Below are 24,885 nucleotides of genomic sequence, written 5' to 3'. Positions count from 1 at the left end.
AACAGCTTAGCGGCAAAATCCGAACCAGCGCATGCCTAAGTGGAAGTGATTCGCATGCGCTGCGTTATAATCCGGACCAATAGAGTTTCCAAAAAACGGACAGCTCTCTGTGAATAATCTATGAATATACTGCGCTTCAATGCCCGTCTGAGGCCACTGCTTCAACACGGTTAAATGGCGACCATCCGCCAGCTCAAATCCTGCGATATCAAGAGCTTCAGCCGTTGCATGTTCACTGAGCCGTGCATCGGGTTTATTGTAAACGTTCCGGCAGGCATAACTGCCCAGATGGTCAATTTTTACCAGCCGTGAACCTAACTCCTGAGAAGCCAAAGGCTTCGCCACCTGCCCGACAAACATCGCACTGCTAAGGGCAAGGCGACAGCTCGCCAGATAGCTCGAACTGAGTGCAACATCCCCAAAACCGCGAACACGAACAGGATCAGTCAGCGGACACTTTCCTCCCATACTCCCTGCATTGCTGAACTGAATAGCGCCTTCAGTTTGAGCACGTTCAAGAGCGGCCAGACATTCGTGAGGATTATTATCCAGCTTTCTTAATTTGTACCGGGTGATCAGATTCGGAGGGTCAGTGATAACCAGCGGGGTGAAAGGATTATATTCAGAAGGCACATGGCGGCTTACCCATGGACCGCAGAAATACGCTGCCGCTAAAATTACAATCAGGCTAACCCAATATCGCATAATGCTCCTTACCCGGTTGTGCCGCAGCAGTCCCTTGATTTATCGAGAGTAATATTATGAGTATAGCGCCTGAGTAAATAATGTTCTGACAGAGTTACAAGTAGGGAAATAAACTTACGAAGGTTTGACATAAATCGACATTGAGTTTGTTACTTTAATTCCCGAAGACTAAGTTTCTTCTCCTGTGTCCACTGTGAACTGTCCTTCATAGTGTGTAAGACCCTCGCAATACCCCTTTCAGCCCGCCCCGAGCGGGCTTTTTTTTTAAACTGAAATCTGAGAGCGCTATTCAGCAATGCCGTGCCCGGTTATTCCATCCGCCTGACATCCGGATGCCTTTCACTGGCCGCCTCATGAAAAATATCCCCCAGCCAGCCGGGAATTTCATCTTCGGTCATCTCGTCAGGAATGATGATGTCATAAAGTCTGGAGAACTTTCTCTCTGCCAAATCCGCACGGAAGACTTGCCATCCACCGGAAGTCTTTTTAACAGCAAGGTGGCGACCAAAAACATTATAAATCAGCATAGAATTCGCCCTGTCAGGTCATACAAATAGAGTATGCAAACATCATAGCTACAGTGGAGTGAGAAAGTCTAAACTGGTGGTACTGAAGGTAAGTGAAAATCGGCTAATTGACTGTTTGGATTGCAATTTTTTGATTTTAAAACAGGCAAAAAAAAGACCGAATACGATTCCTATATTCGGTCTAGGGAAATGGCTCTTGGGAGAGAGCCGTGCGCTAAAAGTTGGCATTAATGCAGGCGGTTAAGCCGTACAACTTAAAGAATAGACGACAGATGACTAATTTCCACCCAGTTTGAAACATAGTGATAATAACAATGAGGCATTATTTTCATTGTGTGACAACATACGCAAAACATGGGATTAACATCAGCCATTTACCGGCAGCACGGCGCTTCAGCAGAGCGATTCAGCTTTGGCGATAAAAGGTGCCAGACTCATTTTTTGTCCGGGATTCTGCGGGTCATCCAGCCAGATTTTCTCCAGGGGCACCGCCTGAACCTGATGGTTTTTAACCTGCTCTTTTGCCACGTCATTCAGAGGATATTGCGCCAGCGTACTGTCGTTAATCACATACAGCGCATTGCCCGGACGGCATTGCAGCATGACTTCTTCACGGGTGAAGGCCCAGTCCTTACCGTATTGCAGGCGGCTGATGGTCTCCAGTTGCGGTGCGGCAAAACTGCTGGCAGATAAGGTAAGCAGCACGCAGGCTAGCAGTGTTTTCCTCATGATTTTTCCTCGATGATATTAAATTCTTTGTAATCTTCAGATGACCGTTTCAGCGCGGGGCAAGTGTCGCGAACCAACTCACCAGCAATATAACGCTAAGCGCCAGCCCCCATTCAAGCCAGGTCATGGTGATAAAACGGCTCTGCGCCCTCTTCGGGTCTTTACCCATAAGGGGCACCAGCCGGTAACGGTTATAGACAGCCACTGCCGCCATCATCGCGACCAGTATCACTTTGACCACCAGCAGACACTGATAAAGCGATGTCATATCGGTGGGCCAGCGCTGCAAAACAATGGCGGTATTGATGACACCGGTGATGATCACCAGCGAGACCGCGGCATGTCCCCAGACAGAAAAACGGATAAGCGTCACAATCGCGTAGGGTCTTGCAGAGGGCTCGCGGGCATACAACATGCAGGTCAGTAAAGGCAGTAAAGACCCGAACCAGTAGGCTGCGCTGAGCAAATGCACCACATGGTTAGTCCGCTGTGCCAGTCCCAGTAAGCCCTGATGCATGGCCGCATGGCCAATCAAAGCCTGAGTGATCAGTAAACCCAGCGAGCACAGAAACAGCAGGACGTGACGTCCGGGCATCCACTCCATTAACAGAACCAGTAACAGCACAGCGGTCAGTAATAAGTGCCAGCTCCAGACTTCGCCAAATGCGGTGGTTAACACCAGTATCCACACGTTAATGTTGAGGATATCGTCCCAGCCATTGCCCATCAGCGCTGCCTGAATAGCCAGCATTCCGACAGAAGTGACTGCTGCAAGCAGCCCGGACCAAACCATCAGCGTCTGATTTTTACGCTGTAAAATGGCTGAAAATCCGTCAGGCGCCAGCAATGAGCAAAATACGCTCAGTCCGAAGATTTGCATCAGTGACACAAAATGCACGAACCGGCACAGGACGAAAAGTGCTGTAAGGCTCATGGCTTATTTAACAGTGAAACTGTACTGACCGTTTGTTTTATGACCATCAACGGAAACCACATTCCACGTCACGACATATTTACCGGCGGCAAGCGCATCGGTAAGGGGCAGCACGGCCTGCGTATTATCGTTCGCAGCCAGGGTCATTTTCCCGGTTTTCACCGTTTTCTGGCTGGCATCTTTCAGGTTAATTTTACTGAAATTTGGCTCGATACCTTCACTGAAACCCAGCGATAATTCGGTCGGACTGGCTGTAAGAACCGCATCCGCCGCCGGAGTTTCCGTTTTGAGGTGAGCATGAGCGGAAGCCTGCTGTGAGATAAATCCGCTCAGCAAAACGGCTGAGACTGCCAGGGCACGGCAAAGAGAAGTGGTTTTATTGAACACGATAATTTCCTTGGCTTGCTTGATGATGAATTTATAACGCCGACACTTTAGCGCAAACGCGCTTAAAACGTTTGTCATAAAAACATAAAAAACGCAGAGGCCGAAGCACTCTGCGTTGTTTGCAAGCTCACACAACTGAAAATTAACCAGCCGGAGCTTGGGCCACCATATTTTTGAGATCTTTATCCACGAAGAACAAACCGTTGCCGGTATTGCTTACCAGAGCCAGTTTATCCAGAACAGATTTGAACAACGTTTCTTCTTCATGCTGCTCTGCAACGTACCATTGCAGGAAGTTGAAGGAAGAATAATCTTTCAGCGTCATGGACAAATCTGCCAGTTCGTTGATTTTCTGAGTGATCAGTTGTTCGTGTTCGTAAGTCTGCTTGAACAAATCGGTCAGCGATTCGAAAGACACCGGCGGAGCAGCAATGGCGCCCAGCAGTGGCAGAGCACCTGTATCGCTGACGTATTTGAACAGACGATGCATGTGATCCATTTCTTCCATTGAATGCTGTTTCAGGAATGCGGCGGCACCTTCGTAGCCTTTATCGCTGCACCATGCACTCATCTGCAAATATAAATTGGCAGAATAAAACTCGAGGTTCAGCTGTTCGTTAAGCTGATCAATCATTTCTTTTTTAAGCATGGTACGGCTCCGGATTTAAATTACGGCAGGTGGGCTGAATTAATTACCCGCATTATGCCCGCATCAATACAAAATAAAAACACCCGATTCACATTAATATTCACAGAAATAACAAATATATTTAAGCTTATGATTTATAGAAGTATTTTATTTCTATAAATATACAACAATGATAATCATTAACATATAGATGGATATTAAAAAGAATCATTCTTATTCAGGATATTAATTAGCGAGTTCTTATTGAAGTTAATTATCACTTCAGATTTGTGAATGGTTCTTATTTACTCTTAATATTAATCTGCCAATTCTCTTCTTAGGGATAGTGTAAAAGTAAAATCACAACATTCACGATAGCGTCTGCCTCGGGTACAATGAGGCAAAACGGATCACCAGGAAGCAGCAATGAGTATCAATCTGGCTGAAATCAGCAAAGACGAAATGGATCGCATCAACGTCGATCTTGCCGCCTCAGCGGTGGCTTTCAAAGAACGCTACAACATGCCGGTTGTCGCGGAGATAGCAGAACGCGAGCAGCCTGCGCATTTGCGCACTTATTTTCGTGAACGGGTGATGTTTTATCGCGGGGAATCACATAAGTTCTCCCGCTTACCTTACGAGCCTAAGCAAAAGTAAGCGGGAAAGCTGGAAACGTTAGCGCCGGGCGGCGAAACGCTGGTTGGTGCGGATTAACTGATCGAGAATGCCCGGCTCATCAAAAGAATGCCCTGCACCTTCGATAATGTGCAATTCTGCTTCCGGCCAGGCCTGCGCCAGATCCCAGGCGTTTTGCACCTGACAGGCCATATCGTAGCGGCCGTGAACAATCACTGCCGGAATATGGCGGATGCGTTCCACATGTTTCAGCAACTGGTCATCAGTTTCTAAAAAGCCCATATACGTGAAGTAGTGATTTTCAATGCGGGCAAAAGCCAGCGCGAAATTATCTTCGCCAAATGATGCCGCTCCTTCCGCAGGCATCAACGTCACGGTCTCCCCTTCCCACAAACTCCAGATCTTAGCCGCTTCAAGCTGAACAGCGCGGTCATCGGAGGTCAGACGGGCGCGATAGGAAGCAATTACGTCTTTGCGTTCTTCTTCCGACAGGATCGACAAAATACGCTGCCATTTCTCAGGGAAGAAACGGGAGGCGCCGTCCTGGTAATACCAGGTCAGTTCCTGTTTGCGCAGAGTGAAAATGCCCCGCAGTACCATCTCGCTGACGTGCTCAGGGTGAGTCTGGGCGTATGCCAGCGCCAGCGTTGAGCCCCACGAACCACCAAATACCAGCCATTTATCGATACCGGCCATTTTGCGCAAACGTTCAATATCATCGACCAGATGCCAGGTTGTATTATTGTCGAGACTGGCGTGAGGTTTAGAGCGTCCGCAGCCACGCTGGTCAAACAGCATGACGTCATAATCTTTAGGATCGAACAACTGACGGTGAACCGATGAACAGCCGCCGCCAGGCCCACCATGAAGAAATACTGCCGGTTTGCCCGCCGGGTTTCCGCTGCGCTCCCAGTAAATCTGGTGACCATCGCCCGTATCAAGCATGCCACTGGCATAAGCTTCCAGCGGTGGATACAACCCTTTTAATTTTGGCATGACATTTCCTGTTCTATTCGGCCAGTGTATTGATAAATGTGCTTACATCTTAATAACAGCGCATTGGCCCACTTACAACAAGTGGTTATCTCCAAAAACCGTTGTTTTGCATGCCGTTCGCATACTTATCACGCAATTTGATTGCCTCACATGCCAGCTGATGAAATGTCACTCCTCTGTAAAGTATTGTGGGAAACGCGAAGGTGCTTGCAACTGACCTGAATTAAGCAGTAAATAGGTGAGCAACCCAATCCACCCGCTTTAAGAGAGGCAATTATGAGTAAAGGAATGGATAGCAAAAAGAATGCGAAGAAAAAGCCATTGAAAACGCCGGCCGAAAAAAAGGCTGATAAAAAAGCCAAGAAAGCTTCTGCTTAACAATGTACTTCGTAGATCAAACCCGCCGAGAGCGGGTTTTTTTATGTCCCTGTCATACTTCAAATTGCAGGTGCGTTGGCGGCGTTTACTCACCCGAATCACTGACCCATGTCAGCTCATCGGGATTCGCTCAGTTGCCGCCTGCCTGCAATTCGAATTATTTAGGGGAAAAGCCTGATACTCAGTTTTTCGTCGCCAGCGCCAGTACAAAAGCGTATTCCAGCGCGATATCTTCATAGGCTTTAAAGCGGCCGGATTTACCACCGTGCCCGGAATCCATATCGGTGTGCATCAGCAACTGGTTATCATCGGTTTTAAGCTCGCGTAATTTCGCCACCCATTTTGCCGGCTCCCAGTATTGCACCTGCGAATCATGTAAACCGGTGGTGACCAGCATATGCGGATAGGCCTGCGCGCGGACCTGATCGTACGGACTGTATTGCAGCATATAGTCATAACTGGCTTTGTCGTTCGGATTGCCCCACTCGTCGTATTCACCGGTCGTCAGCGGAATCGACTCATCGAGCATAGTTGTCACGACATCAACGAACGGAACCTGCGCCACGATGCCGTGATACAACTCCGGCGCCTGATTAATAATTGCGCCCATCAGTAAGCCGCCCGCACTCCCTCCCATCGCATACACCTGTCCGGCATCGCCGTAGCCTTCAGCCACCAGCTCTTTGGTCACATCGATGAAATCATGGAAAGTGTTGAGTTTATTGAACAGCTTACCGTCGTCGTACCATTGCTGACCCAGTTCTGCCCCGCCGCGGATATGCGCCAGTGCAAAAACAAAACCGCGATCCAGCAAGCTCAGGCGACTGCCGCTGAACGCCGGATCCATGCTGCTGCCATAAGAACCGTAGCCGTACACCAGCAGCGGATTTTCATTCAGCTTGAACAACTCACGACGATAAACCAGCGACACCGGCACTTTCACACCATCGCGCGCCGTAACCCAGACACGTTCGCTGCGATAATTGTCTGCATCGAAATCTTTCACTTCCTGCTGTTTAAGCAAGGTACGTTCATGCGTATCAAGATCCAGTTCAAACAACGAGCTCGGCATGGTCATCGAGGAATAGCCATAACGCAGTAACGACGTATCCGGTTCCGGATTGTATGCCAGCCAGGTGGTATACGTCGGATCGTCGAACGCCAGTGATTTTTCCTCACCGGATTTCCAGTGGATCTGGCGCAACTGCGTGAGCCCCTGGTGACGTTCTTCCACCACCAGCCAGTCACGGAACAGACTGAAGCCTTCCAGCATCACTTCGATGCGCGGTGCAATAAGCGTCTGCCAGCTGGCTTCCACACCATCTTCACTCTTATAAAGTCCGAAGTTTTTGCCGTCTTTATTGGAACGAATGTAGAAATGCCCAAGATAATGATCGAGGGCGTATTCATGATCTTTACGACGTGAAAGAAATACCTGCGGTTTGGCCTGCGGATCATCGGCATCCAGCAGCAGGATCTCGGAAGTCGTGGTGCTGTCGAGATGGATCAAAATGTATTTTTCAGACGTGGTTTTATCCAGTCCGACGTAAAACGTGTCGTCTTTTTCTTCGTACACCAGCTTGTCGGTTTTCGGATCCGTGCCGACCACGTGGCGATAAACCTGATACGGCAGCAACGTTTTCTTGTGTTTGCGCACGTAATACAACGTCTGAGAATCGTTAGCCCATTCGCTGCTGCCGGAGGTGTTTTTTAACAGATCGTCCGTCCAGGTTTCGTCATCGAGTTTTTTGATGCGGATATCGTACTGACGGCGGGAAAGAAAGTCTTCCGCCACGGCCATGAGTTTGTTATCCGGGCTGATATCCAGACCGCCCAGCGTGTAAAACTCACTGTCTTTGGCGCGCTCATTGCCATCAATCAGCGTGCTCCAGTTTTCTTGTCCGGCGGCAGGCTGGCGCAGATAGATGGCGTATTCGTTGCCCGGCTCATAACGGGTCTGATAACGATAACCGTGTTTCACGTAAGGAACGGAATGATCCTGCTGCGCAATGCGCGCCACCATTTCGCCGTACAGCGTTTCACGCAATGCCTGATGTGGCTGCATGGCCTGTTCTGTAAATTCATTTTCAGCCGTGAGATAGGCCAGAACCTGAGGATCGGCGCGGTCATCGTCACGCAGCCAGTAATAATTATCGACACGGTCATCACCGTGAATACTCAGGGTTTGCGGGCGTTTTTCAGCCTTTGGAGGTGTCATCATCTCGGGATCTCTTTGTCCTCTTTGCGGTTTGACAAGAGTGACAGGTTTAGACAGGGAAACCAAGAGACGTCAATGCGGGGAAATAATGCGTCCGCTAAGGAATTAACGGACGCAGTCGGTGCTTATAACGGCGCGCTGTAGCTGATTTCGCCAATCTGACAGTTAAGGGTCACCTGATAAGTTTTATCGGTGTGATCACCACGCACTTTCAGCGGGATATCCCATTTCGCATTACTGCCGCTGATGCTGTCGGTCACCACCCACGCGACCGGCGTGGGAGTGCCGAGCACTTTTTTATCCGCATCCCAGCGCGGAATACGATTTTGGAGGAAATCACGTTTTACCAGCGCGGCCACGTCATCTTTGGTGGCCGTGGCGCACGGTGTCACCGTTGCCGTTCTCACTTCGGGTTCATCAGCCTGTGCGACCTGGCTCAGGCTGCTCATTCCTGCAACGGCCATCACAACGCCCAAGATTACCTTTTTCATCGTTCGTCTTCCCAGTCTTTGTCGTTCATCCAGTTGACCTTGCCGGAGCCGTGGACCTTAAAAATAATAGCCCCACCAATTACAAGGTCATCGCTTGCGTTAGATAATATAATCCTCAACAAGGCAATAACACAACATTAACAATATGACGTTCAATTCAAAGATAAGCCGTTAACGTAAAATTATCAGCGCAAAGCCTTTATCGTAAAATGATGGCCTTACAGTTTTTGCCTTTGATTTTCCCTTCCTGCAAACGCTGCAATGCTTTCTTCGCGCTTTTCTGGCGGATCGCCACATAAGCGTGAACCGGGAACATATCGATTTTACCAACTTCAGCAGCGGTCAGCCCAGCATCGCCGGTCAGCGCACCGAGAATATCACCGGGACGGATTTTGGCTTTGCGGCCGCCATCAATACACAATGTCGCCATTTCAGGATCCAGCGCCACCGGCGTTGCGGCCAGCGCCTGAGCAGCAGGCTGCCAGGTGAAACGCTGACGGGTATAATCTTCCAGCGCGGTCACACGCGGCATTTCCTGCGGCGTCACCAGGCTGACGGCCAGACCGCTCGTTCCTGCACGGCCGGTACGACCCACGCGGTGAACGTGAACTTCCGGATCGAAAGACAGCTCGTAGTTGATCACAAGTCCCAGCTGTTTAATGTCCAGCCCGCGCGCGGCCACGTCTGTCGCTACCAGCACACGGCAACTGCCATTGGAGAAACGCACCAGCACGCGATCGCGATCACGCTGTTCGAGATCGCCATTCAGCGCCAGCGCACTGATGCCTTTCGCTTTCAGGTCATCACAAACATCCTGACAGTCACGCTTGGTATTACAGAACACCACGCAGGACGTTGGCTGATACTGATACAGCACCGCAGCCAGCAGGGATAAGCGCTGTTGCTTACCGGCTTCAATGAAGATTTGCTGAATATCGGCAATGTCGTCTTCACCTTCGATTTCTACTTTCAGCGGCTGACGCTGGAATTTGGAACTGATGCGCTCAATGCCGTCCGGATAGGTCGCGGAGAACAGCAACGTCTGGCGGTCCTGCGGCGTATAGCTGACGACATCTTCGATATCTTCACTAAAGCCCATGTCCAGCATGCGGTCAGCTTCATCCAGCACCAGCACTTTCAGCTCGTCGAGCTTGAGCGTGCCTTTACGCAGATGTTCCTGAATACGGCCCGGCGTACCCACCACAATGTGCGGCGGATGGACCAGTGATTCGAGCTGGGGCCCGATCGCCTGGCCGCCACACAGGGTCAGAATTTTGATGTTCTGGGTAAATCGCGCCAGACGGCGTAACTCTTTACTGACCTGATCGGCCAGTTCGCGAGTCGGACACAGCACCAGCGCCTGAGCAACAAACTGTGAAACGGTAATGCTGTTCAGCAAACCAATACCAAAGGCGGCCGTTTTACCGCTGCCGGTTTTGGCTTTAGCGCGAACGTCCTGACCTTGCAGAATGGCAGGCAAAGAGGCTTCCTGAATCGGGGTCATTTCGGTGTAACCCAGTTCATTCAGGTTGGAAAGTTGCTCAGCGGGCAATGTCAGGGCAGAAAAGGAATGCGTGCTCAAGGCGATAACTCTTTATGTGAGGCAAAAATCGGGGCAGCGGCAGGAAGCCTGACGCCATGGTTTGGCTAAATGATAACAGAGACGCTCACCGGCTGCCTTAAACAGCAGAAAACAGGCTAAAAAAACCTGTAAAACACGGTTTTTTTGCACAGAGAATTTTACCTGACGTGCCGCGCAATCGTTTTCGTCGTCATTTATTTCAGATATACTGCGCGCCGAAATTCCTGTTTTCACTCACCACAGATCTGGGTACGAAGCTATGTTAACCATTGGTACTGCACTGCGCACCGGCGCCACCCGCGTCATGTTATTAGGCTCTGGCGAGCTGGGTAAAGAAGTGGCCATCGAATGTCAGCGTCTTGGCCTGGAAGTGATCGCCGTTGACCGCTACGCCGATGCACCGGCGATGCAGGTCGCTCATCGCAGTCATGTGATTAATATGCTCGACGGCGACGCGTTGAAAGCAGTTATCGAAAGTGAACGCCCTGATTTTATCGTGCCTGAAATCGAAGCCATCGCAACCAGCATGCTGGTTGAGCTGGAAAAACAGGGCCACAACGTGGTGCCTTGTGCTGAAGCGACCCGCCTGACCATGAACCGCGAAGGCATTCGCCGTCTGGCCGCTGAAACCCTGAAATTACCGACATCGACGTATCAGTTCGCTGATGATGAAGCGGCTTTCCGTCAGGCCGTCGACGCCATCGGTTATCCATGCATTATCAAGCCGGTCATGAGCTCATCCGGTAAAGGCCAGAGCCTGATCCGCAGCGCCGATCAGTTACAGACCGCATGGGATTACGCGCAGCAAGGCGGCCGTGCAGGCGGCGGACGCGTGATTGTTGAAGGACTGGTGAAGTTTGATTTCGAAATCACCTTGCTGACCATCAGCGCCGTTGACGGCATTCATTTCTGCGCGCCAATCGGACACCGTCAGGAAGACGGCGATTACCGCGAATCCTGGCAGCCACAGCAGATGACTGAGCTGGCATTGCAGCGTGCAAAAGACATCGCGGAGAAAGTGGTGAAAGCGCTGGGCGGCAAAGGCCTGTTCGGCGTTGAGCTGTTCGTGTGCGGCGACGAAGTGATTTTCAGCGAAGTCTCCCCTCGCCCGCACGACACCGGTATGGTGACGCTGATTTCTCAGGATCTGTCCGAGTTTGCTCTGCATGTACGCGCGTTCCTCGGCCTTCCTGTAGGTAAAATCCGCCAGTTCGGCCCTTCTGCATCTGCCGTGATTCTGCCGGAACTGACCAGCAATAACGTCACGTTCAGCGGTCTGGAAAATGCGCTGACGGGCTACAATCAGGTTCGTCTGTTCGGCAAGCCGGAAATCAGTGGCAAACGTCGTCTGGGTGTGGCGCTGGCGATTGCAGACAATGTTGAAGACGCCGTGGAACAGGCGAAAAAAGCGGCCGCTGCTGTGGTTGTTAAAGGCTAGACGATTCAGAATGCTGAGACGAAAAAAAACCGGACACCTGAAAAGGGTCCGGTTTTTCTTTGTCATGACGCAAGCAGTGACGCAAACCGTCAGTCAGTTTTATTCGTCTTCGTCATCAAAAATGACGGTGACGCGGTCGCCTTTATGCGTTTCGCGGATTTCTTCTGCAACGGTCGCAATGGCTTCGCCGCTGCTCATGCCGTTTTCCATTAACTGGCGGATACGATCGGCGGCCTGTTCTTGTTCATGATGTGATAATGAAGGCATACCTGTCAGCATGGGAGTGTCCTGTTGTACTGGTGATAAATAAAGCCCGCGCAAGGCGGGGTTGCACAGTATACGCCTAAATAAGGCAAATCGCCTGCGCTGCTTTCAGCCCCTCAGTTCTGTGTTAGGATCGGCCTAAAATACGTCATCGCGCCAGAGAAGCTTATACCTGCCATGCAAGCCACCCAGTCCGTTGTTTTTCACTCCTTACCTTATCAGCCAGATGCACTGACAGAGCGTTTCACACCGCTTTCCGCCCTGCCCTGGGCGATGCTTTTACACTCAGGTGCAGCACAGCATCAGCATAACCGTTTCGATATTCTGGTGGCGGATCCGCTGATAACATTGACCACCCGTGGCGGGCTGACGCAGATTGAAAAAAATGGCGTGGAACAATGCCGGCAGGACGATCCCTTCGCCTTGCTTGAAGAGCAACTGACTGCTTGCGGATTACACGCAGAAAGCTTGCCTGACTTTCCGTTTCTCGGCGGCGCTCTCGGGCTGTTCGGCTATGATTTAGGCCGTCGCGTTGAGGATCTGCCACAAATCGCGATACGCGATATTGAGTTGCCCGATATGGCTGTCGGGATTTATGACTGGGCGCTGATCGCCGATCATCATTTGCAGCGTTTAACATTGATTTGTCATGGCGATATTTCTGCACGTTTGCGCTGGCTTGATGAGCATCAGCAAATCCGCTCTGCGTCAGCGCCTTTCCGGCTGAATGCGCCGTGGCAGGCGAATATGAGCCGCGAAGAATACGGGCAAAAGTTCAGGCAGATTCAGGAATATATCCGCGACGGCGATTGTTATCAGATCAATCTGGCGCAACGTTTTTCCACGCAGTACGACGGCGATGAATGGCAGGCTTTTCTGCGTCTGAATCAGGCCAACCGTGCGCCCTTCTCAGCATTTCTGCGTCTGCCGCAAAACACCGTTCTCAGCCTCTCGCCGGAGCGTTTTATCTGGCTTAAAGAAAACCAGATTCAGACACGACCGATTAAAGGCACCCTGCCACGTTGCGAAGATCCGACAGAAGATGCGCGACAGGCAAAACGTCTGGCAGGATCGGAGAAAGATCGTGCCGAGAACCTGATGATTGTAGATTTACTGCGTAATGACATCGGGCGCGTCGCCGTACCCGGCAGCGTGCGCGTGCCGGAACTGTTTGTGGTAGAGCAGTTTCCGGCGGTGCATCATCTGGTCAGCACCATCACTGCGCAGTTACCGCAAGAGTGCCATCCTGCGGCCTTGTTACGCGCCTGTTTCCCCGGCGGTTCCATTACCGGCGCACCGAAAGTGCGTGCAATGGAAATCATCGAAGAACTCGAGCCACATCGCCGCAACGGCTATTGCGGCAGCATCGCGTATATCAGCTTTTGCGGCACCATGGACAGCAACATCACCATCCGCACGTTACTCACGTCGCAGGGAAAAATTCATTGCTGGGCAGGCGGCGGGATTGTGGCGGACAGTCAGGAACAGGCAGAATATCAGGAAACTTTTGATAAGATTGCCCGAATTCTGCCTCAGTTAGGAGAAACATCATCGTGACTTTGCTGGAACAACATGCGCCAATTCAGACACTTTCCCCCGCTGTTGAAGATTTCATATTGCGCTTTCAGTTGCAGCAACCTCGCCAGCCCGCACCGGCGCTGCGCGGAACCCGTCACGCTGCGGTGCTGATCCCGATCATATGCCGCCCCGAACCTACGCTGTTACTGACACGCCGATCAGATCAGCTGCGCAAACACGCGGGACAAGTCGCCTTTCCCGGCGGCGCGGCGGATGCTTCTGATGCGTCGATTATCGCCACGGCCTTGCGTGAAGCGCAGGAAGAAGTCGCCATTCCGCCTGAACAGGTTTATGTATTAGGCACACTTTCGCCGCAGGATAGCAGCAGCGGTTTTCGGGTCACACCGGTAGTAGGGCTGTTACCCGTCGATGTGCCGCTGCATCCGGCTGAAGACGAAGTCGCCGAGTTATTTGAAATGCCGCTGCGTGAAGCTTTTGATCTGGCTCGTTATCACCCGCTTGATATTCATCGCAGGGGCATTCATCACCGCGTTTATTTGTCCTGGTATCAGCAGCAATTTGTCTGGGGTCTCACCGCCGCTATCATCCGCCAGCTCGCCGGACAGGTCGAAGTCTGAGCGCTCTGATTACATAGCGATCACACTTTTGCATCAAATAAGTTTATTTCATGCGAAAAATGAAACTTTTGCCTCTCAGCCCTTTTAAACTATAAGTCTATCCATAAGAACAAGAGAGCCGTCCATAAAGACGAAATCTCGCTGTGGTTCATTTATGGAAGCCAGGGATCCCGTTCCCTGCCGCAATCTATTACAGGAGTATTCGACGTGATTAGCGTTTTCGACATGTTCAAGGTCGGGATTGGCCCTTCCAGTTCCCATACTTTGGGCCCGATGAAAGCCGGTAAACAGTTCGCTGACGACCTGCTGGAAAAGGGCATGATGCCTGCCGTTACGCGTGTCGCCGTGGACGTTTTTGGTTCTTTGTCTCTGACAGGCAAAGGCCACCACACAGATATCGCCATTATTTTAGGCCTGGCCGGTAATCAGCCAGACACCGTCGACATTGACGGAATTCCCCATTTTATCCGCGACGTTGAGCAACGTGAGCGTTTGCCGCTGGGCACCACTCAGCATGAAGTAGATTTCCCGCGTGATACCGGCATGGTGTTCCGCGGTGAGAATTTGCCACGCCACGAGAACGCCATGCAAATCCATGCGTTTGCTGGCGATAAAATGATTTACAGCAAAACGTATTATTCCGTCGGCGGCGGTTTTATTGTCGATGACGAACACTTCGGTCAGCCGGTTCTCGACGAAGTCACCGTGCCTTACAGCTTTAATTCGGCCAGTGAAATGCTGGCTAAATGTAAGGAAACCGGCCTGTCATTATCCGGGCTGGTGATGAAGAACGAGCTGGCGCAACACAGTAAGCAGGAGATCGACCAGTATTTCGAGAAGATCTGGCACACCATGCAGGCGTGTATCGATCGCGGTCTGAATACTGAAGGCGTGTTGCCGGGGCCGCTGCGGGTACCGCGCCGTGCGTCTGCTCTGCGCCGGATGCTGGTGTCAAACGATAAGCTTTCCAGTGACCCGATGAACGTGATCGACTGGGTGAATATGTTTGCGCTGGCAGTTAACGAAGAAAATGCCGCAGGCGGACGCGTAGTGACTGCGCCAACCAACGGTGCATGCGGCATTGTGCCGGCGGTACTGGCCTATTATGACCAGTTTATTCAGTCGGTCAGCCCTGACATTTACCTGCGCTATTTCCTGACCTCCGGCGCTATCGGCATTTTGTATAAAATGAATGCGTCGATTTCTGGTGCAGAAGTCGGTTGTCAGGGCGAAGTGGGCGTAGCCTGTTCGATGGCGGCAGCAGGTCTAACGGAATTGCTGGGCGGCAGCCCTGAGCAGGTGTGTGTCGCTGCCGAAATTGGTATGGAACACAACCTCGGTCTGACTTGTGATCCGGTAGCCGGACAGGTTCAGGTGCCGTGCATTGAGCGTAATGCCATTGCTTCGGTGAAAGCGATTAACGCTGCCCGGATGGCACTGCGCCGCACCAGCGAGCCAAGAGTGTCTCTGGATAAAGTGATCGAAACCATGTACGAAACCGGTAAAGATATGAATTCAAAATACCGTGAAACGTCGCGTGGTGGTCTGGCGATTAAGGTTCAGTGCGACTGATTTTACTGTCGCGTTGATAATTTCCTGCGGTTCTTCAGCTGAAGCATTTTCAGCCGGTTTACCGCAGGAAATATTATCCACACGATAGCTGGCAGCAATAAAACCTTCGTTAATGACAACCTGTTGTATTATCAAAACATAATGGATGTGTCACTTGCATTATACCCTGCAGGTACGGCATGCTGTTTTCCGCCTGATTTCCCCGATCGGTAAGACTCTTACTACAGAAAAATAAAGGACGGGTTCTTCGGGGAAAATATAAGTGACAACGTCACCTAGGCTGGTTTTCTTTAATTTTTACCCTAAAATTGAGTGTATTTTCCCCAGCTCAGGCTGAGCATCCGACGATTTACAGCTACTATCAATAAAAACACACTGGCTGTTACGCATCGGTAAACCTTTAAAAAAATAATTTGAGCCTGCAATTAACACGGGATAAAAAGGATTAGAACGATGCTGTTCTCACAGACCGGACTTGCGAAGTATCGCTACTATCGCATTGCGCTTGCCTGCGCGATGGGGATATGTACTTTGCTTCTGACGCTTGGCATTCGTATTTACGAACAAGCACAGGTCATTGCAGAAGACCAGCAACGTGTCGCGCTGCACACCGTTCAGAAGCTGGAAAAACTACTCGAACCGGCGTCACCTGCCGGAAAATCAACGCCTCTGGATCAGACGCTTGGCTGCAACGTCCTGCAATCGTTACTTCAGCAAAAAGTCGCCCGGCTGCAGACATTACGCTCTATAAGCCTGGTCAGTGACGGTAAAATCACCTGTTCAAGTCTGGTCGGTGCGCTGGATCTCAGCCTCAACGACATTTTGCCGTCATTTTCTCAGGGCTTAACGCAACTTGAACTGCGGGCTTCGAAATGGAGCCGTGTCGATACCCCGACACTGGTTCTCTGGAATCCCTCAACACCGGATAACCGTAACGGCGAACTGTTTGTTTATAATATTGGCATATTGTCGAATTTCCTGCTCGAACCGCAACCGCCCTATGCCAGCCATATCGTTTTGAACGTTGGTAAGCAATATCTCGAGTATGGCAAAAAGGACATCATCAGCAGCGACGATCTTCCGTACCCTCCTCTGCTGAGTGAGAGATCGCAAAAATATGATTTCTCTGTCTCCATCTTCGGAGAAAAAGCCAGCGAACTGGCCTGGAATGAACTCCCTTCACACTTGCCACTTTCGGTGTTAATCAGTTTGCTGACGGCTACCGCGGTGTACCTGCTTTCCGGCAGCCGGATCAGTCTGGCCTATCCGATCAGCCACGGCATTTCACACCGCGAATTTAAGGTCTATTGCCAGCCGATTATTAACAGCGATGACGGCCGCTGTATCGGTGTGGAAACGCTGATGCGCTGGAAAAACCGCAGGCAGGAATGGGTGTCGCCTGATGTATTTATTCCGCTGGCAGAACAGCACGGGTTAATCATCTCGCTTACCCGCTATCTGATTAAAACCGTTGCCGATAATCTGGCGGTTTTCCCGGCGACACCTGGCTTTTATGTCAGCATTAACGTAGCAGCGCAGCATTTTAATAATATGGAAATTGTGGATGATATCCGCAAGCTGTGGCTTCCGGCTCAGCCTTCTGTCTCACTGATGCTTGAACTGACCGAGCGCACGCGTCTTCAGGAACTGCGTGCCGCGGAAATATCTCAACTCAAGGACATGGGGATTTTGCTGGCTATTGATGATTTTGGTACCGGCCACAGTTCGCTGAGTTATCTCAAAACGCTGAATCCGGATGTGCTGAAGATTGACCAGGCGTTTACAGCATCCATCGGAACCGATGCCATCAATGCGACGGTCACGGACACCATTATTACGCTGGCGCAGCGCCTGAATTTAAAGCTGATTGCTGAAGGGGTAGAAACCCGCGAACAGGTTGATTATCTGCGTAAACGCAGAGTGGACTCTTTGCAGGGATACTACTTTGCACGTCCGATGCCGGTAGAAGTTTTCCCGGTCTGGCTGGAACGTTATCAGAAATCGACCCAAAATATGGAACCTCAGGACGTTCAGGGTTCTGTCTAATCCCAAAGTATTCGCACTATTTCAGGCATAAAAAACGGCGACCGGAGTCGCCGTTTTACCTTCAGGCATTGCGCCAGCTTTAGTGGCTTTCGTCCCACTGATCTTCTGACTTAATCCGGGTGATGCGGACACGCTCGATGCGATAGTCTGTCACCTCAAGGATCTCAAAGTGCAGCGACGCCATTTCAATCACTTCACCGGCAACCGGCATCTGGCCTGATTTCGACAGCAGCAATCCGGCCAGCGAAGCAAAATCATCATCCGCATTCACCAGATTGTTCACGTCGAGAACTTGCTGAAGAAGGTGTAAGTCTGTCCCGCCTTTCGCAATCCATGACTCACCGTCAGCGATCACATCCGGCATTTCATCTTCGTCAGGGAACTCACCGGCAATGGCTTCCAGCACGTCCAGCGGCGTGACCAGCCCCTGAATCACACCAAACTCATTGTTTACCACCACCAGACGCCCCCTGGCTTTACGTAATACCGCCAGCAGATTGATCACATCCATGGTTTCCGGCACCACAATCGGCGGCGTTTTCTCCGCGAAAGCCACGATGTTTTCGCCGTTCTCCAGCGCCACCAGCAGGTCTTTCGCACGTACTACACCGATGACATCATCCAGAGAATGACGGCAGATCGGGAACAAACTGTGCGGCGTATCCAGCAGCTGACTGCGGATTTCGGCCGGTGACTTTTCGCAGTCCACCCATGAAATCTCGGTGCGCGGCGTCATGATAGTGCGCAATGTACGCGATGCCAGCGTCAGAACGCCCGTTATCATATGGCGCTCTTCTTCTGCAAAAGCTTCTGATGCAGGCAGTACATCACCGACTGGCTCATCTTCATTCTGATGCTGACGTTTCCCGCCCATCAGGCGCTGAATGGCCTCGGCGGTACGCTCACGCATCGGACGGTTAGACTGGCTTTTCAGGAAGTTACGGCGTGCAATCTGGTTGAACAGTTCAATCAGAATCGAGAAGCCGATCGCCGCGTACAGGTAGCCCTTCGGAATATGGAAGCCAAAACCTTCCGCTATCAGGCTCAGACCAATCATCAGCAGGAAGCTGAGACACAGCACCACTACCGTCGGATGATTGTTCACAAAACGCGTCAGCGATTTAGACGCCAGCAGCATCACACCCATGGCGATCACCACGGCGGTCATCATCACAGCCAGATTATTCACCATACCGACTGCTGTAATCACGGCATCCAGCGAGAAGACGGCGTCGAGCACCACAATCTGCGCCACAACCGACCAGAAACTGGCATAGCCGCGGTTCGGTGTTCCCTGTTCGTCATGCCCTTCCAGCCGCTCATGCAGCTCGGTGGTAGCTTTAAATAACAGGAACAGCCCTCCGACCAACAGGATCAGATCCCGCCCTGAGAAGCTGAATTGCGCAATGCTGAACAGCGGCGTGGTCAGTTTAACCATCCACGAAATCAGCGACAGCAGGCCCAGACGCATAATCAGCGCCAGCGAAAGGCCGATAATACGGGCCTTATCGCGCTGCTTAGGTGGCAGTTTATCCGCAAGAATGGCAATAAAAACAAGGTTGTCGATACCCAGAACAATTTCCAGGACAACAAGCGTCAGCAAACCGACCCAGATAGAAGGGTCCATCAAAAATTCCATGTCAGACTCCGCAATGAGTTAAAGAAAAATGACGCAAAGAAACGCGTGACGTCAGGCGGTCAGAAGACTTGCCAGAGGCGGTCAAGATAAAAATCTCAGATGAAAGCGGTTTCAGTGCGGCAGTAATCAGGCCCAGTGGGGCGTATTTGCCGGTAAGAATGAGGTGATAGTGCGAAGAATAGTGACGTCGGTGACAGTCCATAGGGAGGGCTGAGGCCCGGTACTCCTGTTCAATGATTCGGAAAATCACTCTATCAGGAATGATTATTTGAATAAAGTGTGATTTTTTACGATCCGCATCATTTTGAAACATCTATGCTGTTTTAATGTGCAATGTGAAAACGTATTCACACTACGTCGTTCAATAACGGACAACGGTCACAAAAATTATTTTTTCGCACACTAAAATAAATCACGTCGCACAACCTGTTGAGGTTCTGCAGTTTTACTGTTTTGCTGTCTTATCAGAAATTAAGGAACGTTAGTACGCAGGGAATGCCCTGTCCGCCTCAGGAATAAAAACGGGCGGATATCATCAGCACCATTACTTATGTGCATAACTCTTTTCAAGAGTTAACAGAGGAGGTAGCGAGTGAGTATTGCTATTATCATCGGCACGCACGGGTCAGCAGCTGAGCAGTTGCTGAAAACAGCGGAAATGATTTTAGGTGAACAAGATAATGTCGCCTATATCGATTTCGTTCCGGGCGAGAACGCCGAAACCCTGATCGAAAAGTACACGGCAAAGTTGGGTGGTTTAGACACCAGCAGCGGCGTCCTTTTCCTGGTCGACACTTGGGGGGGCAGCCCGTTCAATGCCGCCAGCCGTATTGTTGTCGATAAAGAAAATTACGAAGTTGTCACCGGTGTCAATATCCCAATGCTGGCAGAGACTTTCATGGCTCGCGATGACAACCCTTCTTTCGCAGAACTGGTTGCCATTGCAGTAGAAACAGGTCGTATCGGCGTGAAAGCGCTGAAAGCCCCTGAACCTGCTGCCCAGGCCCCTGCCGCCGCCCCTGCGCCAAAAGCAGCTGCTCCGGCTAAACCTGCCGGTCCGAACGACCATATGAAGATCGGCCTTGCCCGTATCGATGACCGTTTAATTCATGGCCAGGTCGCGACCCGCTGGACCAAAGAAACCAACGTGACCCGCATTATTGTTGTCAGCGACGAAGTGGCTGCCGATACCGTGCGTAAAACGTTGCTGACTCAGGTTGCTCCTCCTGGTGTTACTGCACACGTTGTTGACGTCGCAAAAGCCATCCGTGTCTGGGATAACCCAAAATACGCTGGCGATCGCGTGATGTTGTTATTCACTAACCCGACTGACGTTCTGCGTTTAGTTGAGGGTGGCGTGAAAATCACTACCGTAAACATCGGTGGTATGGCTTTCCGCCAGGGTAAAACTCAGGTGAATAACGCAGTGTCTGTCGACGAAAAAGATATCGAAGCGTTCAAGAAATTGAATGAAAAAGGTATCGAACTTGAAGTGCGCAAAGTCTCTACTGACTCTCGCCTCAAGATGATGGATCTCATTAATAAGATGAATTAATAAGCACATCACGAATGTGCAGATTCCCTCAACGTTATCTGCCTGATGTGCCTGTTTATACTCAGCGTCCTTTGGTCATAGGAGAAGTGCAATGGAGATCACCACACTACAAATTGTGCTGATATTTATTGTTGCATGTATTGCCGGGATGGGTTCGATCCTGGATGAATTTCAGTTTCACCGCCCGTTAGTTGCCTGTACTTTGATCGGTTTTGTTCTTGGTGATGTTAAAACCGGGATCATCATCGGCGGTACGTTGGAAATGATTGCACTTGGCTGGATGAACATCGGTGCGGCTGTTGCGCCGGATGCTGCCCTCGCCTCAATCATCTCTACCATTCTGGTTATCGCAGGCGGACAGTCTGTCGGTGCCGGTATCGCACTGGCTATCCCGCTGGCGGCTGCCGGTCAGGTATTAACCATTATCGTTCGTACTATCACTGTTGCCTTCCAGCACGCAGCGGATAAAGCGGCTGAGAAAGGTAACCTGAACGCCATTACCTGGATCCACGTTTCCGCGCTGATCCTGCAGGCAATGCGTATCGCAATCCCTGCGGTGATTGTTGCTGTGTCTGTGGGTACTGCGATTGTTCATGACCTGCTGGCTTCAATCCCTGAAGTGGTCACCAACGGTCTGAACATTGCTGGTGGTATGATCGTTGTGGTTGGTTACGCCATGGTTATCAACATGATGCGTGCTGGCTACCTGATGCCATTCTTCTACCTTGGTTTCGTTACTGCCGCATTCACCAACTTCAACCTGGTTGCACTGGGTGTGATTGGTGTGGTGATGGCTGTTCTTTACATCCAGTTGAGCCCGAAATACAACAAGTCTGCGCAGGCAGCGGCTGCACCGGGTGTTAACGATCTCGACAACGAATTGGATTAAGGGTGAAGGACATGGTTGATCAAACTGCAGTTAAAAAACTCACGGCCAGCGATATTCGCGGTGTGTTTATGCGCTCCAACCTTTTCCAGGGGTCATGGAACTTCGAACGTATGCAGGCTCTGGGCTTCTGCTTCTGTATGGTGCCTGCCATCCGTCGTCTCTACCCTGAAAATAACGACGATCGCAAAGCGGCTATCAAACGCCACCTGGAATTCTTTAACACCCATCCTTATGTTGCGGCCCCTGTACTAGGTGTTACGCTGGCGATGGAAGAACAGCGTGCTAACGGCGCACCTATCGACGACGCAGCCATCAACGGCCTGAAAGTCGGTCTGATGGGGCCTCTGGCCGGTGTGGGTGACCCGATCTTCTGGGGTACTGTTCGTCCGGTGTTTGCTGCACTGGGTGCGGGTATCGCGATGACCGGTAGCCTGCTGGGGCCGTTGCTGTTCTTCATTCTGTTTAACCTTGTACGTCTGCTGACCCGCTACTACGGTGTGTCTTATGGCTACAAAAAAGGTGTCGATATCGTTAACGATATGGGCGGCGGCTTCCTGCAGAAACTGACCGAGGGGGCGTCAATTCTCGGCCTCTTTGTCATGGGGGCTCTGGTTAACAAATGGACGCACGTTAACATTCCGCTGGTGGTATCAAAAATCACCGACCAGACAGGCCATACCACGGTCACGACTGTCCAGACGATTCTGGATCAGCTGATGCCAGGCCTGGTGCCATTACTGCTGACCTTCGGTTGTATGTGGCTGCTGCGTAAGAAAGTTAATGCCTTGTGGATCATCGTTGGCTTCTTCGCCATCGGTATCTTCGGTTACTGGATTGGCCTGTTAGGTCTCTGATAACCGCTAAACCGGGGGGATCATTCCCCCGGTTTTTTTATGACCTGATTTTGCTGTTTTTGATTTGCCTTTTGTGGCCGTAAGCTGGAGTTTTCATGTCTGTTACCGATATTGTCCTCGCGCTCTTCATCCTCCTGTTGCTGGCCTACGCCATCTACGATGAGTTCATCATGGGAACTAAAAATGGTGAAACGCGCCTGCGTGTGAATCTAAGACGCCGCAATAAACTGGATTCCATTATTTTCATCGGTCTGCTGGCGATCCTGCTTTATAACAATATCCATGCTAATGGTACTGTCGTAACGAATTATCTGTTAATTGGTCTTGGCCTTATTGCTTTCTATCTCTCGTTCATCCGCTGGCCAAAAATGCTGTTCAAACCGAAGGGTTTTTATTTTGCCAATACCTTCATTACCTATGACAGGATCCGTAGCATGAACCTTTCAGAAGATGGTGTATTGGTATTTGAATTAGAACAGAAAAAGTTATTAATCCGCGTTAATGAACTTGACGATCTGGAAAGGATATACAAGTTAATGGTTGAAAATCAATAACCTGGAAGTAATCTCAAGACTATCATTTATAGCCATAGGTATATTTATGGCTTTAATGCTTAAGCTTAATTCTAATATTCCCACACTAACCTGATTGTTATTTACCCCTACATTCAAAACCCCTTTTATCTGCAATAACATTAATTTATTCCCGGATATAAAAACCCTTATTTATTTGGTGTTGTCCTGCATAAAAATATCATGATAAGGTTGCGCCGTTATTTGGGGAGTATACTCGTGAACTTATCCGCAACGCTTATTCTGGCATTTGGCATGTCGATGGACGCCTTTGCCGTATCCATTGGTAAAGGTGCTGCCCTTCATCGCCCTTGCCTGCGTGAAGCCCTCCGTACTGGCCTGATTTTCGGTGTAATAGAAGCAATTACACCGCTAATTGGCTGGGGGCTGGGCTTATTTGCCAGTCAATACATCATGCAATGGAGTCATTGGCTCGCCTTTATTCTGCTGTCCATTCTTGGCACACGAATGATTGTTGAAGGGCTGAAAGATAAACCGGATGATGCTCTTACAACCGCAACACACCATAGTTTCTGGATCCTGGCAGCCACAGCGGTTGGCACAAGTCTGGATGCGCTGGCAATTGGCGTAGGATTAGCGTTACTGGAAGTGAACATCATCCAGACCGCACTCTTTATCGGTATGGCAACCCTGCTGATGTCCACGTTAGGAATTATGGTCGGACGCTTTATCGGCCCGCTTTTAGGCAAGTGGGCCGAAGTTTTAGGGGGCGTGGTGCTGATCGGAACTGGACTGAATATCCTGCTCGAGCATCTGGGCTATTTAAGCTAAGACGCGCTGATGTATTCTGATGAGAAAATCTGTTTCACACTCAAAGGCCGTCTGAGCTTTTAAGTCAGCCATCACTTCCTCTGTTGCCCGCCATGCAAAAGGCGTCATCTGCAACAAATCAAATGCCTGTGCGCCCGAAAGGCTCATGTTGTACGCCAGTGCCTCGGTGCTGATCCGCTCAAAGCCGTCCAGTTGTTCATCCAGATCGGCATGCAATTGTACATCCTGATAAATCAGCCCTTTCAGCTGATATAAGTGACGCGGTCCAGGCGCAACAGTCACCACCAAACCCCCGGGTTTAATGGCCCGGTAAAGCTCCTGAGCCTTACACGGCGCATAAATGCGAATGACCGCATCCAGAGAGCTGTCTGCAAAGGGCAAGCGGTGGCTGGACGCCACGCAAAAAGACACATCGTGATAGCGTTTGGCGGCATAACGGATAGCCACTTTAGCCACATCCAGGCCAAAGACTTTCAGCGTACGACGCTGTATTAATCGTTCTGCGATAGCTGCAGTGTAATACCCTTCCCCGCAGCCGATATCCAGTAATGCCTGGGCATCCTCCGGAATGACTTCATCGAGGATATCCGACAAACGGTCCCGTAAAGGCTGATAATGACCGGCATCAAGAAATGCACGACGGGAAATCATCATTTCCGGACTGTCACCTGGTTGCTTCGAGCGTTTGTGCTGTACGGGCATCAGATTCACGTAACCCTCTTTGGCATGATCAAACTGATGATTGGCCGGGCAATACCATTGCTGACCTGTCAGCGTAAGCGGCTGGAAACAAAGCGGGCACTGATACGTCATGGAGAAAACCTGCAAGGAAAGTCTGAGGAGGCGAAAGTTCGCAATAGAGGTAAGTCTAAAGAAGGCGCACTGAGGTTGCAACTG

24 protein-coding genes are annotated in these 24,885 nt (G+C 50.6%); 11 read left to right on the top strand and 13 right to left on the bottom strand.

What is annotated here, in order from left to right:
* Positions 1 to 6 precede the first annotated feature (6 nt).
* The 6 genes from EC840_RS01220 to ftnA all read right to left on the bottom strand — a co-directional run bounded on the left by EC840_RS01220 (position 7) and on the right by ftnA (position 3,931).
* On the bottom strand, positions 7 to 705 hold the full coding sequence (locus EC840_RS01220; protein WP_129638525.1) for an extensin family protein: 699 nt from the start codon (positions 703 to 705) through the stop codon (positions 7 to 9).
* A 308-nt stretch (positions 706 to 1,013) separates the two neighbouring features.
* A complete protein-coding gene (locus tag EC840_RS01215; protein WP_129638524.1) occupies positions 1,014 to 1,232 on the bottom strand; it encodes a hypothetical protein in 219 nt (72 codons plus the stop codon).
* 393 nt (positions 1,233 to 1,625) lie between these two features.
* The gene (locus tag EC840_RS01205) at positions 1,626 to 1,964 is read right to left on the bottom strand and encodes a YebY family protein (RefSeq protein WP_232829845.1); all 339 of its coding nucleotides are present in this window, start codon (positions 1,962 to 1,964) and stop codon (positions 1,626 to 1,628) included.
* Between the two features lie 46 nt (positions 1,965 to 2,010).
* Entirely contained in the window at positions 2,011 to 2,895 is an 885-nt protein-coding gene (gene copD / locus EC840_RS01200; protein WP_129638522.1) for a copper homeostasis membrane protein CopD, read from the bottom strand.
* Positions 2,896 to 2,898: 3 nt separating this feature from the next.
* Positions 2,899 to 3,249, bottom strand: coding sequence for a copper homeostasis periplasmic binding protein CopC (gene copC, locus EC840_RS01195; protein WP_243701010.1), 351 nt, complete (start codon positions 3,247 to 3,249; stop codon positions 2,899 to 2,901).
* Positions 3,250 to 3,424: 175 nt separating this feature from the next.
* Positions 3,425 to 3,931 (bottom strand): non-heme ferritin, encoded by a 507-nt coding sequence (gene ftnA, locus EC840_RS01190; RefSeq protein ID WP_095921401.1) that lies wholly within the window; start codon positions 3,929 to 3,931, stop codon positions 3,425 to 3,427.
* Positions 3,932 to 4,336: 405 nt separating this feature from the next.
* Between ftnA and EC840_RS01185 the strand changes: the two genes are divergently transcribed.
* A complete protein-coding gene (locus EC840_RS01185; protein ID WP_112291033.1) occupies positions 4,337 to 4,567 on the top strand; it encodes a DNA polymerase III subunit theta in 231 nt (76 codons plus the stop codon).
* Positions 4,568 to 4,585: 18 nt separating this feature from the next.
* Here the strand turns inward: EC840_RS01185 and pip are convergent, their stop codons facing one another.
* From pip to dbpA, 4 genes are all read right to left on the bottom strand, one after another.
* Positions 4,586 to 5,542 (bottom strand): prolyl aminopeptidase, encoded by a 957-nt coding sequence (gene pip, locus EC840_RS01180; protein WP_129638521.1) that lies wholly within the window; start codon positions 5,540 to 5,542, stop codon positions 4,586 to 4,588.
* 559 nt (positions 5,543 to 6,101) lie between these two features.
* Positions 6,102 to 8,141 (bottom strand): prolyl oligopeptidase family serine peptidase, encoded by a 2,040-nt coding sequence (locus EC840_RS01175; protein WP_132963802.1) that lies wholly within the window; start codon positions 8,139 to 8,141, stop codon positions 6,102 to 6,104.
* A 122-nt stretch (positions 8,142 to 8,263) separates the two neighbouring features.
* Complete coding sequence (gene yebF / locus EC840_RS01170; RefSeq protein ID WP_132963801.1) at positions 8,264 to 8,629, bottom strand: protein YebF; 366 nt, start codon at positions 8,627 to 8,629, stop codon at positions 8,264 to 8,266.
* Positions 8,630 to 8,828: 199 nt separating this feature from the next.
* Complete coding sequence (gene dbpA / locus EC840_RS01165; RefSeq protein WP_120160697.1) at positions 8,829 to 10,211, bottom strand: ATP-dependent RNA helicase DbpA; 1,383 nt, start codon at positions 10,209 to 10,211, stop codon at positions 8,829 to 8,831.
* A 259-nt stretch (positions 10,212 to 10,470) separates the two neighbouring features.
* On the opposite strand from dbpA, the gene purT reads away from it, so the two are divergent.
* On the top strand, positions 10,471 to 11,649 hold the full coding sequence (gene purT, locus EC840_RS01160; protein ID WP_132963800.1) for a formate-dependent phosphoribosylglycinamide formyltransferase: 1,179 nt from the start codon (positions 10,471 to 10,473) through the stop codon (positions 11,647 to 11,649).
* 99 nt (positions 11,650 to 11,748) lie between these two features.
* Here the strand turns inward: purT and EC840_RS01155 are convergent, their stop codons facing one another.
* On the bottom strand, positions 11,749 to 11,928 hold the full coding sequence (locus EC840_RS01155; RefSeq protein WP_112291045.1) for a YoaH family protein: 180 nt from the start codon (positions 11,926 to 11,928) through the stop codon (positions 11,749 to 11,751).
* Positions 11,929 to 12,090: 162 nt separating this feature from the next.
* On the opposite strand from EC840_RS01155, the gene pabB reads away from it, so the two are divergent.
* The 4 genes from pabB (at position 12,091) to EC840_RS01135 (ending at position 17,687) form a co-directional block, all read left to right on the top strand.
* The gene (gene pabB, locus EC840_RS01150; protein ID WP_132963799.1) at positions 12,091 to 13,470 is read left to right on the top strand and encodes an aminodeoxychorismate synthase component 1; all 1,380 of its coding nucleotides are present in this window, start codon (positions 12,091 to 12,093) and stop codon (positions 13,468 to 13,470) included.
* Positions 13,467 to 14,069, top strand: coding sequence for a CoA pyrophosphatase (locus EC840_RS01145; protein ID WP_129638516.1), 603 nt, complete (start codon positions 13,467 to 13,469; stop codon positions 14,067 to 14,069). Before pabB ends, EC840_RS01145 begins: the two co-directional genes overlap by 4 nt.
* 207 nt (positions 14,070 to 14,276) lie before the next feature.
* Positions 14,277 to 15,641: an L-serine ammonia-lyase gene (locus EC840_RS01140; RefSeq protein ID WP_120160689.1), complete on the top strand. Its 1,365-nt coding sequence runs from the start codon at positions 14,277 to 14,279 to the stop codon at positions 15,639 to 15,641.
* A gap of 453 nt (positions 15,642 to 16,094) precedes the next feature.
* Positions 16,095 to 17,687 (top strand): EAL domain-containing protein, encoded by a 1,593-nt coding sequence (locus EC840_RS01135; protein WP_132963798.1) that lies wholly within the window; start codon positions 16,095 to 16,097, stop codon positions 17,685 to 17,687.
* A 79-nt stretch (positions 17,688 to 17,766) separates the two neighbouring features.
* On the opposite strand, the gene EC840_RS01130 is transcribed toward EC840_RS01135, so the two are convergent.
* On the bottom strand, positions 17,767 to 19,326 hold the full coding sequence (locus tag EC840_RS01130) for a TerC family protein (RefSeq protein ID WP_120160685.1): 1,560 nt from the start codon (positions 19,324 to 19,326) through the stop codon (positions 17,767 to 17,769).
* Between the two features lie 592 nt (positions 19,327 to 19,918).
* Here EC840_RS01130 and manX point away from each other — a divergent pair.
* From manX to mntP, 5 genes are all read left to right on the top strand, one after another.
* Complete coding sequence (gene manX / locus EC840_RS01125) at positions 19,919 to 20,881, top strand: PTS mannose transporter subunit IIAB (protein WP_112291057.1); 963 nt, start codon at positions 19,919 to 19,921, stop codon at positions 20,879 to 20,881.
* Positions 20,882 to 20,972: 91 nt separating this feature from the next.
* Positions 20,973 to 21,770, top strand: a complete 798-nt coding sequence (locus tag EC840_RS01120; RefSeq protein ID WP_112291058.1) for a PTS mannose/fructose/sorbose transporter subunit IIC — start codon at positions 20,973 to 20,975, stop codon at positions 21,768 to 21,770.
* An 11-nt stretch (positions 21,771 to 21,781) separates the two neighbouring features.
* Positions 21,782 to 22,624 carry a PTS mannose transporter subunit IID gene (locus EC840_RS01115; protein ID WP_112291060.1) on the top strand — a complete coding sequence of 281 codons (843 nt, stop codon included), beginning with the start codon at positions 21,782 to 21,784 and terminating at the stop codon, positions 22,622 to 22,624.
* A 95-nt stretch (positions 22,625 to 22,719) separates the two neighbouring features.
* A complete protein-coding gene (locus tag EC840_RS01110) occupies positions 22,720 to 23,178 on the top strand; it encodes a DUF986 family protein (protein ID WP_120160682.1) in 459 nt (152 codons plus the stop codon).
* Positions 23,179 to 23,415: 237 nt separating this feature from the next.
* Positions 23,416 to 23,988, top strand: coding sequence for a manganese efflux pump MntP (gene mntP / locus EC840_RS01105; protein ID WP_132963797.1), 573 nt, complete (start codon positions 23,416 to 23,418; stop codon positions 23,986 to 23,988).
* Here mntP and rlmA read toward each other — a convergent pair.
* On the bottom strand, positions 23,980 to 24,801 hold the full coding sequence (gene rlmA, locus EC840_RS01100; RefSeq protein ID WP_129638512.1) for a 23S rRNA (guanine(745)-N(1))-methyltransferase: 822 nt from the start codon (positions 24,799 to 24,801) through the stop codon (positions 23,980 to 23,982). The two genes, mntP and rlmA, sit on opposite strands and share 9 nt — an antisense overlap.
* Positions 24,802 to 24,885: the final 84 nt, after the last annotated feature.

The organism is Rahnella sp. JUb53, from assembly GCF_004346065.1.
GTDB lineage: Bacteria > Pseudomonadota > Gammaproteobacteria > Enterobacterales > Enterobacteriaceae > Rahnella > Rahnella variigena.
Note: the sequence above shows the minus strand (reverse complement) of the source record. Positions and strands in the feature narration are given on the sequence as shown.

Excerpts from the sequence above, each read along its gene's own strand:
- EC840_RS01220 (WP_129638525.1), bottom strand. The coding sequence starts at position 705 with ATGCGATATTGGGTTAGCCTGATTGTAATTTTAGCGGCAGCGTATTTC.
- EC840_RS01215 (WP_129638524.1), bottom strand. The coding sequence starts at position 1,232 with ATGCTGATTTATAATGTTTTTGGTCGCCACCTTGCTGTTAAAAAGACT.
- copD (WP_129638522.1), bottom strand. The coding sequence starts at position 2,895 with ATGAGCCTTACAGCACTTTTCGTCCTGTGCCGGTTCGTGCATTTTGTG.
- ftnA (WP_095921401.1), bottom strand. The coding sequence starts at position 3,931 with ATGCTTAAAAAAGAAATGATTGATCAGCTTAACGAACAGCTGAACCTC.
- EC840_RS01185 (WP_112291033.1), top strand. The coding sequence starts at position 4,337 with ATGAGTATCAATCTGGCTGAAATCAGCAAAGACGAAATGGATCGCATC.
- pip (WP_129638521.1), bottom strand. The coding sequence starts at position 5,542 with ATGCCAAAATTAAAAGGGTTGTATCCACCGCTGGAAGCTTATGCCAGT.
- EC840_RS01175 (WP_132963802.1), bottom strand. The coding sequence starts at position 8,141 with ATGATGACACCTCCAAAGGCTGAAAAACGCCCGCAAACCCTGAGTATT.
- yebF (WP_132963801.1), bottom strand. The coding sequence starts at position 8,629 with ATGAAAAAGGTAATCTTGGGCGTTGTGATGGCCGTTGCAGGAATGAGC.
- purT (WP_132963800.1), top strand. The coding sequence starts at position 10,471 with ATGTTAACCATTGGTACTGCACTGCGCACCGGCGCCACCCGCGTCATG.
- EC840_RS01155 (WP_112291045.1), bottom strand. The coding sequence starts at position 11,928 with ATGCTGACAGGTATGCCTTCATTATCACATCATGAACAAGAACAGGCC.
- pabB (WP_132963799.1), top strand. The coding sequence starts at position 12,091 with ATGCAAGCCACCCAGTCCGTTGTTTTTCACTCCTTACCTTATCAGCCA.
- EC840_RS01135 (WP_132963798.1), top strand. The coding sequence starts at position 16,095 with ATGCTGTTCTCACAGACCGGACTTGCGAAGTATCGCTACTATCGCATT.
- EC840_RS01130 (WP_120160685.1), bottom strand. The coding sequence starts at position 19,326 with ATGGAATTTTTGATGGACCCTTCTATCTGGGTCGGTTTGCTGACGCTT.
- EC840_RS01120 (WP_112291058.1), top strand. The coding sequence starts at position 20,973 with ATGGAGATCACCACACTACAAATTGTGCTGATATTTATTGTTGCATGT.
- EC840_RS01115 (WP_112291060.1), top strand. The coding sequence starts at position 21,782 with ATGGTTGATCAAACTGCAGTTAAAAAACTCACGGCCAGCGATATTCGC.
- EC840_RS01110 (WP_120160682.1), top strand. The coding sequence starts at position 22,720 with ATGTCTGTTACCGATATTGTCCTCGCGCTCTTCATCCTCCTGTTGCTG.
- rlmA (WP_129638512.1), bottom strand. The coding sequence starts at position 24,801 with ATGACGTATCAGTGCCCGCTTTGTTTCCAGCCGCTTACGCTGACAGGT.